This window comes from Moorena producens 3L (genome assembly GCF_000211815.1).
Taxonomy (GTDB): Bacteria; Cyanobacteriota; Cyanobacteriia; order Cyanobacteriales; family Coleofasciculaceae; genus Moorena; species Moorena producens.
Genome location: NZ_GL890969.1, coordinates 174,259 through 197,448, shown reverse-complemented (window position 1 = coordinate 197,448; position 23,190 = coordinate 174,259). Strand labels below are relative to the sequence as shown.

The following is a 23,190-nucleotide window of genomic DNA, read 5'->3' as shown; positions in this document are numbered from 1 at the left end:
CAGTGGCTACAATTGCCGNGGTTTTGAGCAGTTGCTTAATCCCTGAAAAAGCCTTGGCTAGTCGTCTTGATTTAACAGCTGAAGCGATTGGGAGCTCAACTCCTTCAACAATACTAAATCCCAGTATTGGTCAAACCCTACAAAACAGCGATTTTACGATAGAAAAGAATGGGGATAAAATCCTTGGTAATGGGATTGATGAACAGACAAGTTGGAGCTTTGATTTTTCTGACTTGGCAACATCAATAAATGACGTATTGCAAGCGGAACTAACTTTAGACCTGACACCAAACAACGTCCTGATTACTACCGATGTATTTGGGATCATAGGATTGGATACTATTCTTATTGCTCCGCTCAGCAATTTATCAGTAGGAACTAAGCAATCGCTGTCTTTAAATTTACTGGAGTTTTACGACTCAGGAGAAATCGTGAACGTCTTTAATGCTAATAGTGGCAAGATTCCGGTATTTTATGGAGATGATGCCATTGTATCTGGTGCGAAGCTGTCATTGTCTACAGGTGAAAGAGTTCCCGAACCTGCTTCTACCCTAGGGATTTTAGCTTTGGGAGCTTTAGGAATTAGTTCCCTATTTAAACACGAACTCAAGCAGCAGAAATAACCAAAGCAGTAATATCAATCAAGAATGATCATTAGTCAACCAGCAAAAATATAACTAGTGTGTTGTTGACGCTTGATGATTGAACAGTTGACAGTTCAATCATCAACCATGGCCTTTCGGCCACGCGATCGCTGAAAGCGGGACGAAGTCCATCGCGTTCAACAAAAATTTCATCAACGTAGCAAAGCATTCCAAGTAGCAGGACCAACAATGCCATCAGGTTCTAGTTTGAACTTGCGCTGAGCCGCTTGTACTGCGGCTTTCGTAACCTCTCCAAATACCCCATCCACTGTGGCTTTTAAAAAACCAAGAGATTTCAGTCGCCTCTGCAATTGCTGGACGGCTGGACCACGCATACCTTGTCGGAGAATTGGTAAAGTTATAGCGCTAGGCTTAGTTCTCTCAACAGTGACCGAATTGCCTGTTGTGGTAGTGCGATTACCAAAGCTAGTGCTGGTTGCTGGAGAGGAAGGGTTGGGACGAGTTGTGGTGGTTTGGGTAATAGCTTCTGTGATGGAAGGCGTCGGAAACGATGAAGCTGAGATGCCATCAGAGGTGGTCGGTGGTGTTCTACTTGCTGAGGGTAAGGGATTGGAAGTAGAGGTTGAGGATGTTGGATTGGGTGGGATGCTTGGAAACAGAAGATTCCATTCAGCAGCTCCCATGATGCCATGGGGAGTTAAACCCGCTTCTCGCTGGAGCTTGGAGACAGCGATCGCAGTATTATCTCCATAAAACCCATTTACCTCTCCTGTGTAATACCCCAATAATTTAAGAACTGCTTGTAATTCAGATACTCTTTCCCCCTCACTACCAATGTCGAGAGTTGGTCGGTTGATTTTGACTGGGGTAATTGCTTGAGCCAGTTTTGGGACAACGCCATTGGCTTCAAGGGCAACTGATGGCAAATTCCCTAAGCTAAGGGCTATTGATCCAAAGATAGTTATACCGATAATGCTGTTAGTGGTGTCTATAGAATCCATATCTTTACAGTGAATTAAATCTTGTCACGACTTAATTTAACTTTATCGATTCAAGCGGATTTATAGACAACAATACATTCAGGTCTCCCCCGGTTAAAAGGTAAAACACGGGAGAGACCTGAAGTTTTTGGTCTGCTCTGTTAACTCAGGAAGTTGATTGCTTCAGCCGGTCCGACTAGAGAAATATAAGGTTCAATAAAATAGCGATTAGCTGCTGCTTGAGCCATCTCTGGAGTAACCTTTGTCACATCTTGTTGAAATAGGTTATCAAACTCAACTCCTAGCCCGATCGTCTCATACCAGCCATAGACTTGAGCGAGCTGACCATTGGTTTGTTTACCTAGTGCATACTGACCAAGAAGCTTATTTTTGGCAACTTGCAATTCATCCTGACTCAGTTGTTGAGAACAAAGGCGTTCCACTTCGGTAACCAGACCAACCAGGGCAGTTTCTGTATTTTCCGGTGCTGTTCCCATGTACGCTATAAACGTAGAAGCTGACTGGCGTGTCGGAAACAATGCTGAGACATCATAGGCTAAACCCCGCTTTTCTCTGAGTTCTACAAACAAGCGGCTAGAAAGACCATTCCCCAGGTAGGTATTCAGGAGTTTGAGGGTAGCAAAGTCAGCCTCTTGTACAGCTGAGGTAATATAACCCAGCATCACAATGGACTGCTGTGTGTCTTGGGCAGTGGTCACTTGGCAGGGTTGGGCAATAGGGGAGGGTAAGGAGGGTTTGCTCAGGGGTGTATCGGGAACTTGCCAATCCCCAAACACTTGCTCTACCTGCTTAATCGCATCTTCTGAGTTAATACGACCTGCAATACTAATTATGAGGTTATCGGGGCGGAAATAAGTGTGATGATAGTGTTCTAAGTCAGCTCGATCCAGTGTAGATACCGTAGCTTCTTCTCCCAACACCGAAAAGCCGTAGGGATGGTCTTGATAGATTGCCTGTCGCAATTGCTTATAGGCAATGCTAAAGGGTTGCTCCTGTTGCCCACGAATAGTTTGAATGGTTAGGTACCTTTCTAGGTCTACTTCGGCATCTGGGAAACTAGGCGATCGCAAAATCTGTCCTGCTAGCTGTAACATTTCAAACCAGTCAGCTGCAACGGTTTTCAGGGAGAGTATAAAATAATCGTTAGCTGCATCAGCACCAAGTTGAGCCCCCATAGACTCCACCCGTTCGGCAATGTCTATGGAGGATAAGTCTTGGGTTCCCTTGGTGATAACTGCTGAGACGAGGTGAGATAGGCCAGCTTGGTTTGGTGGATCGAACTGACTACCTGCCCGAATAAATAGACGGCTGGCAATGATATCAGCAGCAGCATTTTCAACTACTATCACCACGATGCCATTATCTAGCACTGTGCGATGGATATTCTGTTGTTGCTTTAGTGTGATATTAGGCATGATGGTCTTAGGTCTTAGGCTTGATAGTCTTAGGTCTTAGGAAAATTGTAAATTCCAAATTTTAAATGCACGAATTCCCACTTTTACTACATGCCTTTGTGAGGAGTTACTACCTTTAATGAGTTACGATCTAAGCTATCCTTTTGAGGATTGTGATAGCTTAGGTAATAGGTATAAATATACCGAATCCCCTAAGTTAATTACATCTAAATATCTCAGCTTTTGAATCTAAAAATGAGTTACGATCTAAGCTATACTGTTGAGGATTGTGATAGCATAGCGATGGGGATAAAGATACCGCTGGGCTAATTGCATTACGTCATTAGCTGTTAGCTTTTGAATCTCAAGCGGATAACTATAGGCTGCTTCTGCTGTAGCAATAGTGCTGTAGTAACCATACAAACCAGCAAGTTGACCAGCAGATTCTGTGGAAAAAATATAGTCGTTATAGAGCTGACGTTGACAGCGTTTGATTTCTGTGCTTGACACTGGTGTCTGTTGCAATTGCCACAGGTGTTCCCTAATTATTGCTTCTACCTGTTCCAGGTATTCGGGTTCTAGGTAGGCGGTAATAGTAAACAAACTCGAATCACGCTGTAGAGAGAAACTACTACCAATGTCTTGCACTAATTGTTTCTCTTCCCTTAATTCTCTTACCAAGCGAGAAGAGCGTCCATCAGCCAGGAGCACAGACAGTAAATCCAAACCACAGGCATCCCCAAGCTGATCTATCCCTGGTCCGTGCCAAGCCATCAATAGACGTGCGTGTTCCAGGCGAGGCAAATTTAGTTCCTGACGTCTAATTCCGATAAATGGTGGTTCAGCTATCACCTCTGGTTTAGGACAATCAGTGGGGGAAGCAAAATCTTGAAATGACTGGTCAACTATAGTTAATGCTGATTCTTGGTCAATATCACCTACAATCACCACAGTCATATTTTCCGGCTGGTAATGGCATTGGTGGAAACAGCGCATTTGTTGGGGAGAGTGAGCCATCAAATCCGCTTCCGTACCCAGAATCGGTCTGCCATAGGGGTGACGTTGGTAAACGCTCTCAGAAAGAGCCTGAAATCCCACCCAATCAGGATTATCGTAGCTGCCACGAATTTCTTCTAACACCACACACCGTTCCCGGACAAATTCTTCTTCAGGAATAGCAGGATGCAAGAGTAATTCTGCCAAGGGAGGCAGGGTCTGTTTTAAGTACTCAGAAGCACTGGTTACGAAAAAATGAGCAAAGTCATGGCTAGTAGCGGCATTCGTTACACCACCGTGGCTTTCAATCACATAGTCAAACACACCAGGAGCAATGGTCTCGGTGCCCTTAAAAATCATGTGTTCCAAGAAGTGAGCCATGCCAGACCATTCTTGTGGTTCTGCGATCGCACCAGCACCAACCCACACATCGGCCACTACTACTGGTGTAGCGCTTAGGTATTGATGAATGACATTCAAGCCATTGGTCAGTTTGAAAACACTAGCAGGAAACTTTATTTGAGGCAGGGGCTCAGATAACAATGCTTCTAATCTCAATGTGTAACTTCTTACATGATATTACTTAAGGTTAATTTAGGTTAACCCAGTGTTAAAGATCATGTTTGCTACTTCACAGTTCTCCTAACTAAGTGCCAGGACTGTGTACCTGAATCAGAGCCCCATCAGCAGTATAGATTTCCATACGGATTTCAGAATTATAGCTAATCCCTTTGAGGGCATCTTCTAACGTCAATACGTGATTCACGATGCCAGCTTGAGCCTCTACATCACCTCTGACTTGAGCCGTAATCGCTGTTTGTCTGACCTGATACATATAAGTCGGTGTTAATTCTACTTTAATCAGACTTTCATCAATGGTGTAATTACAAACTCGAGTTTCCCCAGTACAGATTTGTTCAAGATCACCACCAATTTGTTTTAACTTTACCTGCAACTGCAACTTGCTTTGAACTGCCTTAAGGGCGTTTTGATAAGGCTCAATTAAAGACTGTGCATTTTTGTGGTAGTATGTGGAGTTTGGAACTTGCTTCACGTAAGTTAAAGCGTTGCGCCAATGAATCGCAGCCACCGACCATTGTTGCTTTCCCTGAGCCTTTTGAGCTAACTGAGCCAGACGTAGTCCCTGATTGTAGGCGTTGGTAGCAATTTTTTCCTGGGTTTTGCGATCGCGCGCCCTGGCCAGATTAGTTTTATAGAATTCCTCCAGTCGTTGCTTGTCCTCTTCAACGGTTGTTCCTTGAGGAATTTTGTTCAGACGGTCTAATGCGGTTTTCCAAGTACTATAGACTAGTTGCCATTCCTCTAAAGTCTGGGCTACACCCTGACGAGCTTGGGCAATCTGAGCCGCTTTCTTAGCTGCTTTCATAATCTGACTCGCCTGTCTTTCTTTGACTAATCGCCGATTAACTTCGTCTAAATTGACCTTATATAGCTTAATTTTCTGTTGCGCTATAGCATTAAGGCTACTCTCCTTAGGCATTTGTTCAAGGCGGGCAATTGCCTCTCGCCACAGTTTTTGAATTGCAATCCACTTTGATGCCTTATGGGGAGGATTTTTCCCTTTATGACCTGCCCTAGCCGCCATTTGCATGGCTGTCACTAACTGATCTAGGTCTTTACCTCTGATTTGATAGGCTTGGAGCAATCCTTGTGCTGTGTCATGCTTCATTGACCAAAACGGAATTGCTTTGAGTCCTTCAATCGCTGTCTTTAATTGCTTCTGAGCTTCGAGAATGTCCTTTCCCGATTTAGGTTTTTTGAGGGTGTCTGCTGACTTTTTACTCAATAGCTGAGCTTCATTGAGTACAGTACAAGACCCAAATACGCAGGGACGGGTAAAAACATAAAAGCCGCCGGTTAAAAATACTAGACCCAATCCCATGCCCACCACCACCAACAAAAGAAACGTACTTTTAGAATTTCCTTCATCGGGTTGTAGTGTTTCAGGGAATGGCTCATCGGTTTGAGCCTCGGGATCAGAAAGTGGTTCGTCCCAAGGGTGGGCTGCAACGTCAGAATCCATTGATTGATCGTTGCTGTGGTTAGACTCAGGGGTGAACTGGTTAGAATCCATTGCCTGTAGCAGGAGGAAAGCCAGGGATACCAAAAAAGGTACTTAATCTTAACCCAAAATATACTCCTATGCTTCCAGTGGTTAGGCAGGAATTGGTGAGATATTAAGGCAACAGTGAGGAATTATAGGGGTTAGGGGGGAATTTTGAAGAATCAAAGAAGCAAGGAGTGACATCCTCGACCACCATAATCTTTGATTCGGTCTAGACTTCCCACCTTACGATTAGACATTCCTAGATCGGGACTTATCTAGAACGATGAACAAACACCTGCCCTAATCTGGAGTTATGAACTAGTAACTTCTATAATAGACATCTCCAGAAACTCGGTTTTGACCCAGGCAGTGCAAGGGTTTGAGGTTAATTTTTGGAGATGTCTAATAGATGAATAACTAAGTGATGGCGTTTAAAGCGATCGACACCTGCTTCCCTTCTACCTATCCTACCTAGGGGCTACTGGGGGAATAATTTTGCTGTTTTTAATGACCAATTTAAGGATCCGTCAGCTGGTAGACGCTTTCACCGAAGTGTTTCTACAGCATTGACCAAGTGGCAAAAGATTTGAAACGTCGTGGTTAGGATTGTTCGCGAATCATGCATCTGTTATAATACCAGGCTAAAGAATTATTCCGTGAGATTGGCATTCCGGTTTTGCCTGCTCAACGCATTGACCATCCTACCGACATCAAGGGATTAGAGATTCCCTATCCGGTGGTGCTCAAATCTCAAGTCTCTACTTATGGAGACAACCCAGCTCGTCGGATCCGGTGTGTAGAGCAATTGATTCGTCACCCCATCACCCGTTGGTCGGATTTACATCATACTTTGCATACTACAAACTGACATGGGGAATGTGGGTTATAACCTGTAACCTACAACCTGTAACTAACAACCTACAACCTGTAACCTACAACCTGTAACCTTGTTGAGCCTAGTTTTTTGCAAAGTATCGTTAAGCGGGCTGGAATTTGGTTGAGATTGTTTACTAGAAAACAATCCTTTGGGAATAAATCGATAAAATAGAGGATGTAGGGTTTATGATAAGACCCAACTAATCGTCGTTTTCAACTGACCTAGTTTAAATTTCAATTAATTTATGGAAATTAGTGGCTCATCTGCCAACTCTTCTGACCCTCACCCATATAGATGGGCAGAAGTCTTGGGTACGGTAATTGCGCTGTTGACCTTAACATTACCTTTGTTGATCATCGCTTACTACTCTTCTTCAAATAACTACGTTAATGTTTTGCCACAAACCCCCTACTCGCCTACGACGAGAATAGAAAATTGACATACAAGTTTTTTAGATAACCAAAGCACAATATGTGGGTGCGCTGATTTAAAAACCTTCAATAGCTGAGGTGTAATATAAAATGCCAGCGTCATGTCTCCTAGGCAATGGCGTAAGGGGGATTCTGTGAAATCTCAGCTTTATAGAAAGTTTAAGTTGAATGGTATATCACTTGCCTTGGCTCCTTGATGATAGTTAAAAGGAACAAGGAAAAGGAGAAAGGGGAAAGAGAGGAGATTGGTGTCGTCTCTTTCACCGAGGCTACCTCTTATCAAGCAAAGGGAAGGGAGACAAGGGAAAACCATCAACAATGAACAACAATGAACAATTACCAGTCTCCTTCGCTATATGCCAGCTTAAGTCGGTAGCCTTCACCCATAACCTTTCACTTTTCACTTTAACTAAATCTCTAGGTCAAAAAAACCTTTAATTTAAAGAGACTGAAAAAAATCTAACTAGAAAATAAAAGAGTTTGTAAAGTTGCGGAATTTACCGGTTTAGGGATTGAAAATTATGTCAATGTGCGTAAAGATTAGTTTCGCCTAACTCCATCTTTGGGCGTATTCCCAAAATGATTTTCATCCCAAAAGGATTCTGGCAACACTTAACCAATTTAGGTTTACTGACTTTGGTTTACCTTGGGCTGGCAAACTTAGTCCATGGATTGATTGGAGGAAATACATTAGTACCACCAGTTTGGTCTCCCGCAGGAGTTACCCAAGCAACCGTATTACTACTAAGGGAGCATCTTTGGTGGTTAACCGAACAACAAGGAGTTTTGCCATCGGTTTCTTGGGGACAATTTTTCTGGACTGTGTCGGCTCAGAGGTTCTGGCCAGTTTCTGTAATCACTGCTCTCGGCTATATCTTGTCAGTATTGCTCTCGATCGGATTGGCACTGTTGTGGCAGCTTCGTCCTTCCCTAGAACGGCGACGAGATGTATTGGGTTTCCTAGGGGTGTCGATGGTTGCCACACTCATCGCTCCGACTGTCAGTCTAACTCACTTACACCTGAGTGGTGAATTTGATGGTAGGAATTTCGGGGGGATGTGGTGGAAATGGTGGTTAGGGGACTTAATGGTGGTTTTAGTCGTAGTACCAGTGTTTTTAGTTTGGTGCTACCTAGTGAAGGAGTTGAAGGTTGGCAGGTTGTTCGCGTTCGCGCAGCGTCGGCTTTGCCGAAAGCGTGGCCAATTGGCCAAGGTTGAGAAGGTTGAACAGTCAACCCAAACTAACCTCCAACTGTCTAACCAACAACCGTTAACCCCTCAAGCAAGCATAAAGATCAAGCAAATTATTTTGGCAGCTATCTGGCTGATTTCACTGTTGACAGTGAGTTGGGCAGTGTTTGGGTCGGACATTGCGCCAGAAATGGCAACCTATCCCCTCGCCTGCTTGACATTTCCCTGGCTGATTTGGGCTACCCTCCAATTTGGTCAACGCCTCACCACCCTAGGCTGCTTGATGGTATCGAGTATTGCCATTGTAGGAACCAGTCTGGGTACCGGACCGTTTCTTGCCAGCACCGGGGACTTGAGTGAAGCAGTTCCCCTGCTACAGGTTTTCATGATACTGATGGCGACAATCGCTTTATTCTTGGCAGCGATTACATCAGAACGAAACTCGGCGGCAGAGTTGTTACTCTTAAGCGTTGCCAAATACCGCAGCATATTCGAGAATGCTGTCGAGGGCATTTGTCAGACCACACCTGACGGAAGCTATATCAGTGCTAACCCGGCACTAGCGAGAATATATGGCTATCAATCACCGGAAGAACTAGTAGCAAGTGTCACCGATATTGCCCACCAACTTTACGTTGACCCTCAACGCCGGGCAGATTTGCTTCTACAGCTACAGGAAGATGGTGTTGTTTCAGGGTTTGAAGCACAGATTTATCAAAAAGATGGTAGTATAATCTGGATTTCCAAAAACGTGCGGGCTATCCGCGATAGTAGTAACTTTCTACTCTACTACGAAGCTACAGTTGAGGAGATCACAGAGCGCAAGCACGCTCAAGACGCACTCCTTTACCAAAATGAACGGCTGGAATATCAATTTCAAGAGCGAACAGCTACCCTGAGGCAGCTCAATCGACAATTAATCGCGGAGGTTCTTGAACACAAGCGCATTGAGGATGCGCTTAGGGAGAGTGAGGAACGGTTTGCTCTGGCTATTCAAGCCAACACCAACGGACTCTTTGAAATCAACCTGAAGACCTATGATCATTACTACTCACCCCAATTTCTCAGCCTGATTGGCTACCCATTGGATCAAGATGGACCGACCATTAATGAATTACTGGCACTGATTCATCTTGAGGATCAAGATCAGGTGAAAGCCATCCTAGATAACCTATGTACTGGACGAAGTTCTCAGCGATGCAGCGCGGTCTTGGGGGTTTCCCCCATGAGCGACTGCATCAAGAAGTGGAAACAAAAGTTTCGTCTGCTGCGCACAGATGGCTCAATTTCCTGGATTCTCTCCACTGGTCTGGTGATCACAGATGATAACGGTGAAGTGGTTCGTCTAGTTGGCACCTTTACTGACATTACTGATAGCCAGAGAGTTAAAGCCTTGTTAGCTGGACAAAATCGTATCCTGGAAATGATTACCCAGTGGGAGAAGCTGCCAGATGTACTAGACCGACTAGCTCGGTTGATTGAGGAGCAATTGCCCAAGATTAGGTGTGCTTTCTTGCTGGTGGACAAAAATGGGGTTAATCTGCGTCATACTGCCGCTCCCAGCCTTCCAGAATCCTACATTCAGGCGATTGATGGTATGGTTATTGCTCCATATATGGGTTGCTGTGGCACTGCCGCCTATTGGCGAGAATCGGTCATGGTTAAGGATATTGCCACTCATCCCCTGTGTGGAAGTATCAGGGATTTGGCACTCTCCCACAATCTCAGAGCGTGTTGGTCTATCCCCATTTTGTCCACTCAAGGGACGGTGCTAGGCACCTTCTCAACCTATTACACTGAACCTCATACCCCAAACCCCGAAGAGCAAGAACTGGCGGATAAAGCCACCCAACTAGCTAGAATTGCCATTGAGCGCTCTGTGGCACAGGAGGATGTGCTCCGTACAAATGCCATGCTCAAAGCGCAACAAGAAGCTGCCATTGATGGAATTTTAGTGGTTGATGAAAATTTTCGGGTGGTTTCCTACAACCACCGTTTCTCTGACTTGTGGCAGACTCCAGAACAATTGTTTGAAACCAATGATATTCAAGAATTGCTCAAGCAGGTGAGTTCTCAACTGAAGCATCCCGAAGAATTTCTAGCTCAGGTGGACTATCTCCAAGCTCATCCCAAAACAACGAACTACGATGAACTTTTAATCAAGGATGGGCGTATTTTTGACTTTTATTCAGCACCAGTGCTCACGAGTGGTGGGGATTACTATGGTAGAATATTCTGCAACCGAGATATCACTGAACGCAAGCTATCAGAGGCAAAACTACGGCAGGCGGAACAGAAGTATCGCAAGTTAGTTGAGTCAGCTGGTGATGCCATTCTGATGGCAGATGCGGAAACCGGAATCATCCTGGAAGCCAATCAGATGGCGGAACAGATGCTGGGCCGTCGGAGAGCTGAAATTATTGGCTTGCATCAGAGTCAGATTATTCCACGAGAACGATTCAAAGCCTACTCCCAAAGTTTCCAGCAACATGTGGAGGCAGGGGGTGTATTTCAAGAAGAACTGGAATTACTGCATCAAGTTGGTACAACGGTGCCTGTAGAAGTTAGTGCCACTACTTTAGAGCTGCAAGGCAAGACAGTTGTGCAGGGAATTTTTCGAGACATTAGCGATCGCAAACAGGCAGAACAGGCGTTGAAGCAGGCTAAAGTTGACGCGGAAGTAGCCAATCGGGCTAAGAGTGAATTTGTAGCCAACATGAGCCATGAATTACGTACCCCCCTTAACGGCATTTTAGGTTATGCCCAAATCCTCCAAGAGGAACCTAATCTGAGCGCTACGCAAAAAGAGCAGCTCAGTATTATTCAGCAAAGTGGTCAGCATCTGTTAACCCTACTCAATGACATCCTGGATCTATCAAAAATCGAAGCCATAAAAATGGAACTGGATGTCAGAGATTTTCAGTTTCCCAAGTTTCTGGAAGGTATTGTGGAAATTGTGGTGATCAGTGCTAAACAAAAAAACCTTTCATTCCGTTACGAATTCCTTTCGCCCCTGCCTGAATTTGTCAAGGGTGATGAAATAAGACTGCGACAAGTTCTGATGAACCTTTTGGGAAATGCTGTCAAATTTACAGATACTGGCGGGGTAACCTTTAAAGTTGGTTATTTGGGGTGTTCAGAGTTGAACGTTGATCGGTCTTTAACCGAAAAGCAAGGTACTCAAAAAATGCGCTTTGTCATAGCAGACACTGGCATTGGTATCCCACCAAAACAACTAGCAGAAATATTTTTGCCATTCCATCAAGTGGGTAACACTGACCGTCAGGTTAATGGTACAGGCTTAGGACTATCGATTAGTAAACGTTTAGCGGAATTAATGGGTAGTGAATTAAAGGTGAAAAGCACTGTCGGTCAAGGTAGTATTTTTTGGCTAGATTTAGATTTACCAGACGTTTCCCAGGAACAACAAGGAGGACAAGGAATTGTAGAATCCACTAAGGAAGAGAAAGCTGAAGACGTTATGCCTGTAGCTCCATCGCCAGAGAAAATCTCCGTTCTGTATGAACTCGCCATCATCGGTGATATTAGAGGGATCCAAGAGGAAGCTAATTTGATTGAACAGTTGGATGATAAATTCATCCCCTTTGCTCAAAACTTGCGTCAATTATCAAAAGGCTTTCAAGAAAGACAAATACTGGAATTTGTTAGGAATTACATGGATAAAAAAGACCGCGAAGCTCATGGTCAATCAAAGGATTAAAAAAAATATAAAGTTATTAAAAAATAAATTATATATCTTTAAAATAACTAGCCATTTAAATGATGATTTAAGCCATGAATAAGTTATTATAGTTTTAAAGGTTATAGTTTTAAGGTTTATAGTTTTAAGGGCTTATTTATTTTTTGTGAGATGATATCAGATTATTTGGGCTCTTATTAATTAGCCATTGCTTAGCGAAAAAAAAACCAATAATAAGTTCATGTAATTATGAATATTTACTCAGTAACTCAAGCTAATAATCATTCCTATTCCAGCCAAATAACCCTAACCGAGAGCTATAATAAAATTGGCTATAAAGGTGTAATTGTGATTGTTGATGATAGTCCGACTAATTTAGGGGTGATGTTTGAGTTGTTGAGCAATTCTGGCTTCAAAGTCTTAGTCGCTCAAGATGGCTATAGTGCCCTCCAGAAAGTCAACTATACTCAACCGGATCTAATCTTACTGGATATTATGATGCCCGGAATTGATGGGTTTGAAACTTGCCGTCGCTTGAAAGCTCAAGAGTCAACTAGAGACATCCCAGTTATTTTTCTGACGGCTCGTACTGATACTCTCGACAAAGTTAAAGGTTTCAAACTCGGTGCAGTAGATTATCTCACCAAACCAGTGCAGCAGGAAGAAGTAAGAGCGAGAGTCAACACTCACTTGAAACTCGGGCGTTTACAAAAGCAACTACAAGAACAAAATTTTCAGCTGCAACAGGAAATCAAGCAGAAACAAGAAGCTGAGCATAAATATCGCAGTATCTTTGAAAATGCCAATGAAGGCATTTGTCAAGTTACACCAGAAGGACAATTTATCACCGCTAATCCAGCACTCGCAAGTATTTTGGGCTATCAGTCGCCAGAACAACTGATTAATCAAGTCACGGATATTGGGAAACAACTCTACCTCGCACCGATGCGTCGTGACGATATATTAGCCCTAATCCACAAAGAAGAAACGTTATCAGACGTTGAGTCCGAAGTCTATCGGAAAGATGGTATGGTAATTTGGATTTCGGAAAATATACGAGCAGTCAGAGACAATTTTGGTGATTTACTCTACTACGAAGGCACAGTTAGCGACATTACAGAGCGTAAAAAAGCTGAAGATGAACTTCGTCGTGCCCGAACCCAAGCTGAGCTTTTGCTGCTTAATATCTTGCCCCAACCGGTCGCAGAACAGTTAAAAAAAGGAGAACGTACCCTGGCAGAAAGTTTTGAAGATGTCACCGTTTTGTTTGCTGATTTAGTTGACTTTACCAAACTCTCAACCCAAACCTCTCCCACCGAACTGGTCGAAATTCTCAATGTAATTTTCTCAGAGTTTGACCAACTAGCTGAGGAGCATGGTGTCGAAAAAATCAAGACGATTGGTGATGCTTATATGGCTGTTGCCGGTCTGCCAAAACCCTGCAATTATCATGCGGACGCGATCGCTAAAATGGCATTGGATATGCAAAAATTAATTGCGCAGTACAATGCTCAAACGAATCAAAATTTCCGTCTCAGGATTGGCATCAACAGTGGACCAGTGGTGGCTGGGGTAATTGGAATCAAAAAATTTAGCTATGATTTGTGGGGTGATACCGTAAATATGGCTAGCCGTATGGAATCTCAGGGTATACCAGGTAGCATTCAGGTTACAGTTAGGACCTATGAGAAATTAAAAGATAAGTACCGGTTTGATAAACGGGAACCGTTTGAAGTCAAAGGAAAAGGGAAAATGACTACTTATCTGCTCACAGGTCCTAAAGCAATGGGTAATGGGTAATGGGTAATGGGTAACTGACCTAACTATATTTGACTGAACCCTTGACGGATTTCTTTAGTTCAGCCTTTAGTTCAGCAGTTCAGCAACAAGGTAAATTAAACTAACCCATGGAAAAACGACCCAGATTGAGCAACCTGTGCTACTATCTGGGAAAATCCTCCTAGCTGAGATCACCAATGGGTAAGGTTCTGGTGTTAAACGCCTCCTATGAGCCGCTCAACATCACCAACTGGCGACGGGCAGTTGTCTTGTTGATCAAGGGTAAGGCAGAGCGTATCGAACATAACGGCAAATACGTTTACGCAGATTTTCCACTGCCTACAGTGATTAGACTGCGCCATTACGTACGGGTACCCTACAAAGAGATTCCCCTTACCCGTCGTAACATCCTGCACCGTGATGGTCACTCTTGTCAATACTGCGGCTACAGTGGTGATGACTTAACCTTAGATCATGTGATTCCTCGTTCTCGCCATGGAGGTGAGTCCTGGGAAAATATTGTTACAGCTTGCGTGCGCTGCAACGTCAAAAAAGGGAATCGCACCCCCAAAGAAGCCAACATGATGTTGCAAACCCAACCCCGGAGACCTTATAGTAGTCTCCACTTTGAAATTGCTAAACACTTAAAAACTGGACGGCATCAGGAATGGCGGAAGTATGTGATTGGTGCCTAGTCTGCTAACTCATGCCACGACTAATCAAGCCAAAAGGGGGTTGACCAATGGCTAATGACTAATGACTAATGGCTAATGACTGATGACTAAATAACTAATGACTAACAATTTACTTAACAGTGGTGCATCTAGCTTAGATTCAGAACAGGTTGATGCTAAAGCGCAACCGTCATCTACTCAAGATCTAAATCCCTTCGTGGGAAATTCCCAAACAAAAAGGCGGCAGTCGGCTACATCAGGTTCAAAAGTACATTCAAAAGTACAACAGTTGCAGGAGACTCTAGAGCGTCACCAACATGAGCGGCAACTGATCATCCTACAAGATTTCCCTGACCCAGATGCTCTCTCTAGCGCTTGGGCTTACCAGCTGATTGCCCAGCAGTATAATATCCAATGCGATATTGTCTATGCTGGTACCCTCTCTCACCAGGAAAACATTGCCCTGGTTAAGCTGACTGGTTTACCAGCCAAACGCTGGAGTGTCGAGACCACAAAAAATCAAGATTTATCGGTGTATCAGGGCTATGTGCTGATTGATAACCAGGGTACAACCACCCAGCTATTACCGATTGTTACCGAGGCCAATATTCCTCTAATTGCAATCTTTGATCATCACACTAGTCAAGGGGAGTTGAAAGCAGAATTTATTGACCTTCGTCCTCAAGCAAGAGCAACCGCGACGCTATTAACCCATTACCTTCAGGCTGGGTTACTACAGCTTGATAGTAGCATTAGTGAACACATCAAATGTGCTACAGCCTTGATGCATGGTGTGCGCTCTGATACTAATATGCTGATGCAGGCTCAGGAAGAGGATTTCTTGGCAGCTGGATATCTCAGTCGCTTCTACGACAGTCAACTGCTTAACGCTATACTCAAAACATCCCGATCTCGCCGAGTCATGGATGTGATTGAGCGATCGCTTAAATATCGCATTCTCCAAGATAACTTCTCTATGGCTGGTGTGGGCTATCTTCGCTATGAAGACCGGGATGCTATTCCCCAAGCTGCTGACTTTTTAGTTACTGAAGAAAATGTTCACACTGCTGTGGTTTACGGGATTGTTTACGATGAAGACCAAGAATTAGAAGTGGTGATTGGTTCCTTGAGAACCAATAAGTTAACCCTCGACCCTGATGAATTTATCAAAGAAGCTTTCGGTCAAGACAGTCATGGGCGTTTCTTTGGTGGTGGACGCATGATGGCTGGTGGCTTTGAAATTCCGACGGGATTCTTGAGTAGTTTTAATGACAAATCGGAGTATGCCAAGCTCAAGTGGGAGGTGTTTGATACCCAAGTCAAGCAAAAACTACTGCGGTTAGTTAATCCCGAGGATACGGTTATCTAGACTAACTAATACCAACTGATGAACTCAGGAGTGTTTTCAGTGAGCGCGATCGCATTTTAAGCGAATCTCAACATCAGCCCATGGAACTCTACTTAATTCGCCACGGTATTGCTGCTGAGCGAGGCACCTACCACAACGATCGAGAGCGGCCACTGACCAAAATTGGCCATGAAAAAACTAGTAAAGTAGCAAAAGAGCTCCAGAAACGAGGGCTACATTTTGACCTAATATTGACTAGTCCATTGGTCAGAGCTAAGGAAACCGCTGCTATCCTCCAAGATGTTGGTTTAGGCTCATTGGTTGAAGAGTCAGAGAGTCTCGCTCCTGAGGGTGACATTCACCAATGGCTCAGTTGGCTACAGCAGAGGTGGCGAAAGACTAATGCTCAAAGACGTTTAGCTCTAGTTGGCCATCAACCGGATTTAGCTAATTGGGCGGAAATGTTGGTGTGGGGAGTATCCAATCAAAAACTAGTGCTAAAAAAAGCTGGAGTAATTGGGTTAAAGCTTCCTAATACTGGCAAGCCCTTCGGTCGCAGTGAGCTATTCTTGCTGACCTCACCGAAATGGTTACTATAGCAATGGGGATTTGAGTTGTAAAACTTCTGAAGAGGGGGAAGACAGGCAAGACAGGTAAGAGGGGGAAGAATATCACGATTGGTTCTTTGAGCACAAATTCATCAAGCACAAATTCATCAAGATTGTTGGAGATTGCTATAATATAGTCATTACACTAAAAAGTAATAATCTTTGTAGCACGGAAGACTTAAGCACTAATCTCTGGTAAGTTACCCTGAGATGACTGAAGATTCTGTAGGTAATAACATGATAGCTTGCGAGTACCAGCCAGGTTTAGAAGGCATTCCAGCAGCTCAATCCAGTATCAGCTACGTTGATGGGCAGAAGGGAATACTAGAGTATCGTGGCATTCGGATCGAAGAACTCGCATCAAACAGTACTTTCCTAGAAGCCGCCTATCTACTGATTTGGGGTGAGCTACCTACTAAGAACGAACTTTATGAATTCCAGGAGGACGTTCGCCTCCACCGACGGATCAAGTATAGCATCCGGGACATGATGAAATGTTTTCCAGAAACTGGTCATCCCATGGATGCTCTACAAGCCTCTGCTGCTGCTTTGGGTCTGTTTTACTCCAAACGGGCTCTAGACAATCCAAAATACATTAGGGAAGCCGTGGTTCGGCTGTTGGCTAAGATTCCTACCATGGTAGCAGCATTTAAACAGATGCGCAAAGGGGACGATCCAGTACGCCCTCGGGATGATCTTAGCTATGCAGCTAACTTTCTGTATATGCTCAATGAGCAAGAGCCTACTCCCCTAGAGGCTCATGTCTTTGATGTTTGCCTGACCCTCCATGCCGAACATACTATCAATGCATCTACTTTTTCGGCTCTGGTGACTGCTTCTACTCTTACTGACCCTTATGCAGTAGTGGCATCAGCGGTGGGAACTCTAGCTGGTCCGTTACACGGAGGGGCGAATGAAGAAGTGATTACCATGTTGGAAACCATCGGCTCAGTGGACAATGTCCAGTCTTACTTGGAGGAGCGCTTGCAGCGCAAAGAACGAATTATGGGTTGTGGTCACCGAGTCTATAAGGTAAAAGACCCGCGAGCAACGATACTTCAGAACTTAGCGGAACAACTGTTTAAGGAATCTGGCACAGACAAGTACTACGACATTGCTTTGGAGTTGGAGAAAGCAGTGGAAGAAAAACTGAGCCACAAGGGGATTTATCCCAATGTGGATTTCTATTCTGGCTTAGTTTACCGGAAGCTGGGTATTCCGAGTGACTTGTTTACACCAGTGTTTGCGATCGCACGAGTTGCGGGTTGGCTAGCTCACTGGAAGGAACAGCTAGCAGTCAATCGAATTTTTAGACCTACTCAAGTCTACACTGGCACTCACGATGCTCCCTATATTCCTATGGAAGCTCGTTAGTTGTTAGTCATTACTTATTGGTTATTAGTTATTGGTAATTGGTGATTTTGGCGTGGGTGATTCTTGAGGAAAGTTCCACGAATACTTATGTACTCGGCTCCCTCAGCCAAATGCCTAAGTTTTCGTACCTAGTTTTCCTTGCTTCAAAAGCTGATTGCACCTCAAGTAGCGTGCGCTTCGCGCATATGATCCCCGAAAATAATAATTACCAATTACCAATTACCAATTAACTAATGAAATTTCCGTTAATAAAAAAATTCAATAAATTTATAATTTGGACATTAATAGGAGTGGTGGTATTGGTAGGTTTTAACATTATCATTCCTGCCCCTCGCCATACCCCAAAAACTACCAATAAAATTCAAGGAATTTGGGTAACTCATATTGGTAACAACTTTCTATCCTATACAGGACAAACTGACAATGTATTTCACCAGTTATCTGGTCTGAATTTTAATCGAATTTACGTTGATGTTTATAATGGTGGAACTACCTATCCTAGTAAGTATTCCCTCAAAAATAACCGGATTACCTTACCATTCACCGACCCCCTAAAAGCCGCCATCAAAGAAGGTGAACGTCAAGGATTGAAAATCTATGCTTGGTATGAGCATGGCATGATGCTTCATCTGAATTCAAAATTTGCTAAGCAGCATCCCGATTGGCTCCTAAAGACGTCAACAGGAGAAAAAGCTATCGATCAACATCTGTGGCTAAATCCAAAGCACCCAGATGTTCAACAGTACTTCATTAATTTATTTACTGAAGCTGCAAAGAACTATCCCAATCTCTATGGTATTCAACTAGACGATCATTGGGGCATTCCAACTCAGTTTGGAAATCACGCCAGAGTGATGACAGAATTAACCCGTAAAATTTACCAAGCGGTTAAAAAAATTAACCCTAACTTAATTATATCTCTTTCTCCCAACTCCCCAAGTTTTTCCTACAGAAAATACTCTCAAAATTGGTTGTATTGGTTACGCCAAGGCTTGATTGATGAAGTGATCGTCCAAATTTATCGCCAGACAAGCCAAGAAGTAATCAATACTCTAAAATCTTCTGGTTTACGAGAAGCTAGTTATTACGTTCCGGTAGCGGTAGGTATCTACAGTGGAGAAGTCTATCGCCCTAAGCCCATCAATGAACTCAACAAGCAGATAGCAATAGCCGAAAACTATGGTTATGGTTATTCTCTTTTTTGTTGGGAATCTACCTATAGTCCCTTTCGTGGTGTAAAACCAGAGCACAAAGAAGCGTTTGTTAAAACTTACTTGGGCACAAAGAAGCTTTTTTTTAACCTTATAAGGTTTCTGGAACTATTAGTTTAAGCAGTTAGCTATAGCAAAGGGAACAGCGGATCTGGGAACAGGGAATAGGGAATAGGGAATAGGTAATAAGGAAAAAAAATTTCTGTACCTCATAGCGTTCAGAAACGTTATAGACTGAAGTTCCCCCTTTGACAAAAAGGGCAACCTATGCTGGGTAAGGAATAGCAGATTTTCTGTCGGTCATTTACTGGGTACAAATAGGGAAACACCAAGTAAATCTAACGCCTTTTGTTGGACTGGTGTGGGTTGAGTAATTTTCAAAAAAGTCAGATCAGCCCCCTCTAATTTAGAAGCAATTGTGTTGAGAGTAATTGTTCCTAAATCTGCCATCAAAGTGGAAAAGCTGTGTACGGGTAAGTTCTGGGCTGTCCGCTTCTTACGAGCCTTGGATAAAGCTTTTTTTGATCGTTTAACAGGAGTAACTCCATCCCAATCAATGGGGGTGCCCTCCTCGTCATCAAAAAGAATCGGTGCTAAAGCCTGCTTCATATGCCATTCCACATAATAAGCCAGCATACAAAGAAAAACGTGAGATTTAACTCGGCTTTCGAGATGGTGATAAATCGGACGGACTTTTAAATCCATCGTCTTATAAGAGCGAAAAGCCTGTTCGACTTGAGACAGACTTTTGTAAGCTTTCACTGTAGCTGGAGCATCTAAAACTTCGGTGTCTACAGAAGTACGAATGACATATAATCCATCCAAGGCAGCGGCGGCTTTTAAGCCTTGGGGCTTGCGGGTGTAGGAAAAGCTGTTGTTCGTGATTTCCAGTTCAAAGAACTTCCCCACTCGATATTTGTTAATCACCTTTCCGACTCGAAGGCCAATTTGGTCAGCACCCTTTAAAGCCCTTTTTTCTCGGAGAGTAGCTTGAACAATTTTTTCTAATTCTTCTTCTGTTTTCTGTAAGAGTTTTTCTCGTTTTTGAGCCCTTGACTCAGCAGTTATTGGATTGCGACAAGCGATTAATCTTTCCCCCGGATAATCTACGGATTCCACTTCCACTAAATTTTGTTCATCAAACAGTCCCAGTTGAATCACTTCTTGCTCAGCCAAGAGTTTGATTTGAGCAGCAGTTAAGGCTGTAATCCAATCGAGATCCTCCCTTGTCGAGAACTCTTGGTTGATACGGGTTTGAGTAATCATGCCTCTATCTCCAACCCAGATGATTCTGGAGAGTCCAAAGCGATGACGGACTTTCTCGATTTGTAAGGCCATTGTGGTAGTGTCGGATGTATTTCCCTCAAAAACTTCCACAGCAATGGGACATCCTTCTCGATTACACAGCAAGCCAAATACTATTTGTTGTTTTCCTCTCTCTTGGTGCGCGTTCCCTAGGTCGGGAAACCCGACCGGGGTCGCACCGCTTTTTTTGTCTCGACTATAACCGTAGCTTGCTAGAGGACAGGTTTTTCCCTTCGGCGAAGCCGACGCTACGCGAACAAAATAGGTGGAACTGACATCATACAGAACTAATGCACCCTCTTTTAAATGCTTTTTCGCCAGTTCATTTTCAATTCTTGTTTGTCTAGCTATCAGCCAATCTAGGGCTTCATATAAGTCATCTTCATCTGTTGATTCTAATCCGAGTAGATGGCTCAAAGATGAACCACAAGTTTCCTGATTTAATCCTCTAGCCGTTGCCAATTTTGAACAGGGGTCAATTATTCGGGCAACTATCATGGCGATGATAACTGCCCGATTTTTTGAAGCTTTACCATCTATTAGTTCTGGAACTCCTAATTTGTTCAGAGTGCCTAGAACCCCGGAAATATGGCCATGAGGTAAGCTTCTTTTTATCTGAAAAGCCTCCCCATAATTTTCAACGGCCACTCCTCCTTTGAGTACAATGCGTAAATTTTCGATGACATCATCAGGTAATTTAGACAGATTAGCTAGGGTGCGTTTACGAACTTTATTTCCTTCTCGGTATGATTCCCTGAGAAGGACAGCAGGTGGTGAGTTTCGATTGGGAACTCGTTCTATATACATGACTACATTATCGCCAAAGTTACCCAACCTTGAATCTTAAGAAAATTGGAAAATTACATGGGCACACAAAGAGTAGGCTAAATAAAGCTTATCCCTTATGGGGATAGCCTTTCCGTGCTCTAGTAGTACAAAAGTACAGGGGAACTTCAGTTATAGATGAGCCGAAACTATTTACTTAATTTACCTGTTTTAACTCATTTATCCTCTTTATCCTCTTGCCCTTTCTCTAGATAAATCCTCAAAACCAATTAAATTTAGTTAAATTTTATTAAGATTAATTAAGGTATGCCCTACCATGAAGCAAAACCTGATTGAAGGGAAGGTGAGCTCCCAGCTAACCCGACTAACGATACCGATGATTTGGGGAGTGTTTGCAGTTATTAGGATTTTAACAACTGAAAACTCCGTCACAAAGCGAGCGGAGATGAAAGTTGATAGCGGCTTGACGCGCCTTTTAGCTTTTTAGCTATAGGGAGTCCTGTCCCACTAAAAAAAAAAAATATAGCAACATGACTTGTAAATTTGTGCTAAACGTATTATAATAATATAACAGAAAAGGTCGAGTTCTGATGATCATACTTGAGTTCAAGGCATACGGGAAAAAGAAACAGTATCAATCCATAGACGAAGCCATCCGGACTGTGAAGTTTGTACGGAATAGCTGTCTCCGTTTGTGGATGGATAATAAAGGGTTTAACAAATACGACCTCAATAAGTATTGCAAAACCTTAGCTAAGAACTTTCCGTTTGCCAATGAACTGAACTCAACCGCTAGACAAGCTGCGGCTGAAAGGGCATGGTCATCAATTGCTCGCTTTTTTGAGAACTGTAAGAAAAAAGTATCTGGAAAGAAAGGTTTCCCTAAGTTTCAAAAGCATTGCAGGTCAGTCGAATATAAGCAGTCAGGATGGAAGCTGTCCCCTGACAATAAATCAATTACATTCACTGACAAGAAAGAAATTGGGAAGCTTAAACTCAAAGGTACATGGGACTTGTGGGGATTTGACAAGAAACAAATCAAGCGAGTTCGGATTGTCAAAAGGGCAGACGGTTACTATGTCCAGTTTTGTGTTTCAGTCGATGTAAAAGAACAATTAAAACCTGCTGATGCGACTGTTGGTCTAGATGTAGGTTTAAAAGAGTTCTATACCGACTCCAGAGGTAAGACTGAACCTAATCCCCGTTTTTACAGGACTGGGGAAAAGAGATTAAAGTTTTATCAACGCCGAGTTTATCGAAAAAAGAAAGGCTCAGCCAACCGTAAAAAAGCCATTAATAGACTAGGCAGGACGCACCTTAAAATAAGTAGGCAGCGTGAAGAACATGCCAAGAGACTGGCACGTTGCGTAATCCGGTCTAACGACCTGGTCGCCTATGAAGATTTGAGGGTAAAAAATCTGGTCAAAAACCACTGCCTCGCCAAGTCTATTAATGATGCTGGTTGGTATCAATTTAGAAAATGGATCGAGCATTTTGGGACTAAATTCGGCAGAGTAACTGTTGCAGTAAACCCTGCCTACACAAGCCAAAATTGTTCTGAATGTGGTGAAGTGCTCAAGAAGTCGCTATCAACTAGGACTCACGTTTGTAAATGTGGGTGCGAGTTAGACCGTGACCACAATGCCGCGATCAACATCCTTAAACGAGCCTTGGGTACGGTGGGGCACATCGGAACCCTGGTTTTAAACCAAAACGCTTGCAGAGAATCGACCTCTACTCTTCCTGATTCCGGTCTGGTTGAGCAAGTTGGCTCGTTGAAGCAAGAATCCCCGTGTCTTTAGACCGGGGAGTGTCAATGTCCCGATTAGCTATGCCGGAACAG

Annotated in this window: 15 protein-coding genes and 1 pseudogene; 11 read left to right on the top strand and 5 right to left on the bottom strand. The window is 43.4% G+C overall.

Annotation, left to right across the window (positions count from 1 at the left end):
• Window positions 1-2: 2 nt before the first annotated feature.
• The gene (locus LYNGBM3L_RS50870) at window positions 3-623 is read left to right on the top strand and encodes a PEP-CTERM sorting domain-containing protein (protein ID WP_008189692.1); all 621 of its coding nucleotides are present in this window, start codon (window positions 3-5) and stop codon (window positions 621-623) included.
• 173 nt (window positions 624-796) lie between these two features.
• On the opposite strand, the gene LYNGBM3L_RS28710 is transcribed toward LYNGBM3L_RS50870, so the two are convergent.
• The 4 genes from LYNGBM3L_RS28710 to LYNGBM3L_RS28695 form a co-directional block, all read right to left on the bottom strand.
• Window positions 797-1,606, bottom strand: coding sequence for a peptidoglycan-binding domain-containing protein (locus LYNGBM3L_RS28710; RefSeq protein ID WP_008189690.1), 810 nt, complete (start codon window positions 1,604-1,606; stop codon window positions 797-799).
• Between the two features lie 140 nt (window positions 1,607-1,746).
• Entirely contained in the window at window positions 1,747-3,021 is a 1,275-nt protein-coding gene (locus LYNGBM3L_RS28705; protein ID WP_008189688.1) for a M16 family metallopeptidase, read from the bottom strand.
• A gap of 246 nt (window positions 3,022-3,267) precedes the next feature.
• The gene (locus tag LYNGBM3L_RS28700) at window positions 3,268-4,554 is read right to left on the bottom strand and encodes a M16 family metallopeptidase (protein WP_008189686.1); all 1,287 of its coding nucleotides are present in this window, start codon (window positions 4,552-4,554) and stop codon (window positions 3,268-3,270) included.
• 88 nt (window positions 4,555-4,642) lie between these two features.
• Window positions 4,643-6,040 carry a hypothetical protein gene (locus LYNGBM3L_RS28695; protein WP_131827210.1) on the bottom strand — a complete coding sequence of 466 codons (1,398 nt, stop codon included), beginning with the start codon at window positions 6,038-6,040 and terminating at the stop codon, window positions 4,643-4,645.
• 685 nt (window positions 6,041-6,725) lie between these two features.
• On the opposite strand from LYNGBM3L_RS28695, the pseudogene LYNGBM3L_RS48010 reads away from it, so the two are divergent.
• The 9 genes and pseudogenes from LYNGBM3L_RS48010 to LYNGBM3L_RS28655 all read left to right on the top strand — a co-directional run.
• Window positions 6,726-6,875 (top strand): annotated as a pseudogene (locus LYNGBM3L_RS48010) (succinate--CoA ligase subunit beta); the annotation flags it as partial.
• A 310-nt stretch (window positions 6,876-7,185) separates the two neighbouring features.
• On the top strand, window positions 7,186-7,380 hold the full coding sequence (locus LYNGBM3L_RS50865; RefSeq protein WP_071986960.1) for a TLTLP motif-containing protein: 195 nt from the start codon (window positions 7,186-7,188) through the stop codon (window positions 7,378-7,380).
• 571 nt (window positions 7,381-7,951) lie between these two features.
• On the top strand, window positions 7,952-12,283 hold the full coding sequence (locus tag LYNGBM3L_RS34360; RefSeq protein WP_008189677.1) for a PAS domain S-box protein: 4,332 nt from the start codon (window positions 7,952-7,954) through the stop codon (window positions 12,281-12,283).
• Window positions 12,284-12,511: 228 nt separating this feature from the next.
• Window positions 12,512-14,062, top strand: coding sequence for an adenylate/guanylate cyclase domain-containing protein (locus LYNGBM3L_RS28680; RefSeq protein WP_008189675.1), 1,551 nt, complete (start codon window positions 12,512-12,514; stop codon window positions 14,060-14,062).
• 176 nt (window positions 14,063-14,238) lie between these two features.
• Entirely contained in the window at window positions 14,239-14,736 is a 498-nt protein-coding gene (locus tag LYNGBM3L_RS28675) for an HNH endonuclease (RefSeq protein WP_008189673.1), read from the top strand.
• A gap of 97 nt (window positions 14,737-14,833) precedes the next feature.
• Entirely contained in the window at window positions 14,834-16,084 is a 1,251-nt protein-coding gene (locus LYNGBM3L_RS28670; RefSeq protein WP_008189671.1) for a DHH family phosphoesterase, read from the top strand.
• A gap of 80 nt (window positions 16,085-16,164) precedes the next feature.
• Window positions 16,165-16,662 carry a phosphohistidine phosphatase SixA gene (gene sixA, locus LYNGBM3L_RS28665; protein ID WP_008189668.1) on the top strand — a complete coding sequence of 166 codons (498 nt, stop codon included), beginning with the start codon at window positions 16,165-16,167 and terminating at the stop codon, window positions 16,660-16,662.
• Window positions 16,663-16,908: 246 nt separating this feature from the next.
• Window positions 16,909-18,045 carry a citrate synthase gene (locus LYNGBM3L_RS28660; RefSeq protein ID WP_044495241.1) on the top strand — a complete coding sequence of 379 codons (1,137 nt, stop codon included), beginning with the start codon at window positions 16,909-16,911 and terminating at the stop codon, window positions 18,043-18,045.
• 290 nt (window positions 18,046-18,335) lie between these two features.
• Window positions 18,336-19,376, top strand: coding sequence for a glycoside hydrolase family 10-like protein (locus LYNGBM3L_RS28655; protein ID WP_202799273.1), 1,041 nt, complete (start codon window positions 18,336-18,338; stop codon window positions 19,374-19,376).
• A gap of 180 nt (window positions 19,377-19,556) precedes the next feature.
• On the opposite strand, the gene LYNGBM3L_RS28650 is transcribed toward LYNGBM3L_RS28655, so the two are convergent.
• Entirely contained in the window at window positions 19,557-21,368 is a 1,812-nt protein-coding gene (locus LYNGBM3L_RS28650) for an IS1634 family transposase (RefSeq protein WP_008189662.1), read from the bottom strand.
• A gap of 569 nt (window positions 21,369-21,937) precedes the next feature.
• Here LYNGBM3L_RS28650 and LYNGBM3L_RS28645 point away from each other — a divergent pair.
• Window positions 21,938-23,149 (top strand): RNA-guided endonuclease InsQ/TnpB family protein, encoded by a 1,212-nt coding sequence (locus LYNGBM3L_RS28645; protein WP_008189658.1) that lies wholly within the window; start codon window positions 21,938-21,940, stop codon window positions 23,147-23,149.
• Window positions 23,150-23,190: the final 41 nt, after the last annotated feature.

Excerpts from the sequence above, each read along its gene's own strand:
- LYNGBM3L_RS28710 (WP_008189690.1), bottom strand. The coding sequence starts at position 1,606 with ATGGATTCTATAGACACCACTAACAGCATTATCGGTATAACTATCTTT.
- LYNGBM3L_RS28705 (WP_008189688.1), bottom strand. The coding sequence starts at position 3,021 with ATGCCTAATATCACACTAAAGCAACAACAGAATATCCATCGCACAGTG.
- LYNGBM3L_RS28695 (WP_131827210.1), bottom strand. The coding sequence starts at position 6,040 with ATGGATTCTGACGTTGCAGCCCACCCTTGGGACGAACCACTTTCTGAT.
- LYNGBM3L_RS50865 (WP_071986960.1), top strand. The coding sequence starts at position 7,186 with ATGGAAATTAGTGGCTCATCTGCCAACTCTTCTGACCCTCACCCATAT.
- LYNGBM3L_RS34360 (WP_008189677.1), top strand. The coding sequence starts at position 7,952 with ATGATTTTCATCCCAAAAGGATTCTGGCAACACTTAACCAATTTAGGT.
- LYNGBM3L_RS28680 (WP_008189675.1), top strand. The coding sequence starts at position 12,512 with ATGAATATTTACTCAGTAACTCAAGCTAATAATCATTCCTATTCCAGC.
- LYNGBM3L_RS28675 (WP_008189673.1), top strand. The coding sequence starts at position 14,239 with ATGGGTAAGGTTCTGGTGTTAAACGCCTCCTATGAGCCGCTCAACATC.
- LYNGBM3L_RS28670 (WP_008189671.1), top strand. The coding sequence starts at position 14,834 with ATGACTAACAATTTACTTAACAGTGGTGCATCTAGCTTAGATTCAGAA.
- sixA (WP_008189668.1), top strand. The coding sequence starts at position 16,165 with ATGGAACTCTACTTAATTCGCCACGGTATTGCTGCTGAGCGAGGCACC.
- LYNGBM3L_RS28660 (WP_044495241.1), top strand. The coding sequence starts at position 16,909 with ATGATAGCTTGCGAGTACCAGCCAGGTTTAGAAGGCATTCCAGCAGCT.
- LYNGBM3L_RS28650 (WP_008189662.1), bottom strand. The coding sequence starts at position 21,368 with ATGTATATAGAACGAGTTCCCAATCGAAACTCACCACCTGCTGTCCTT.
- LYNGBM3L_RS28645 (WP_008189658.1), top strand. The coding sequence starts at position 21,938 with ATGATCATACTTGAGTTCAAGGCATACGGGAAAAAGAAACAGTATCAA.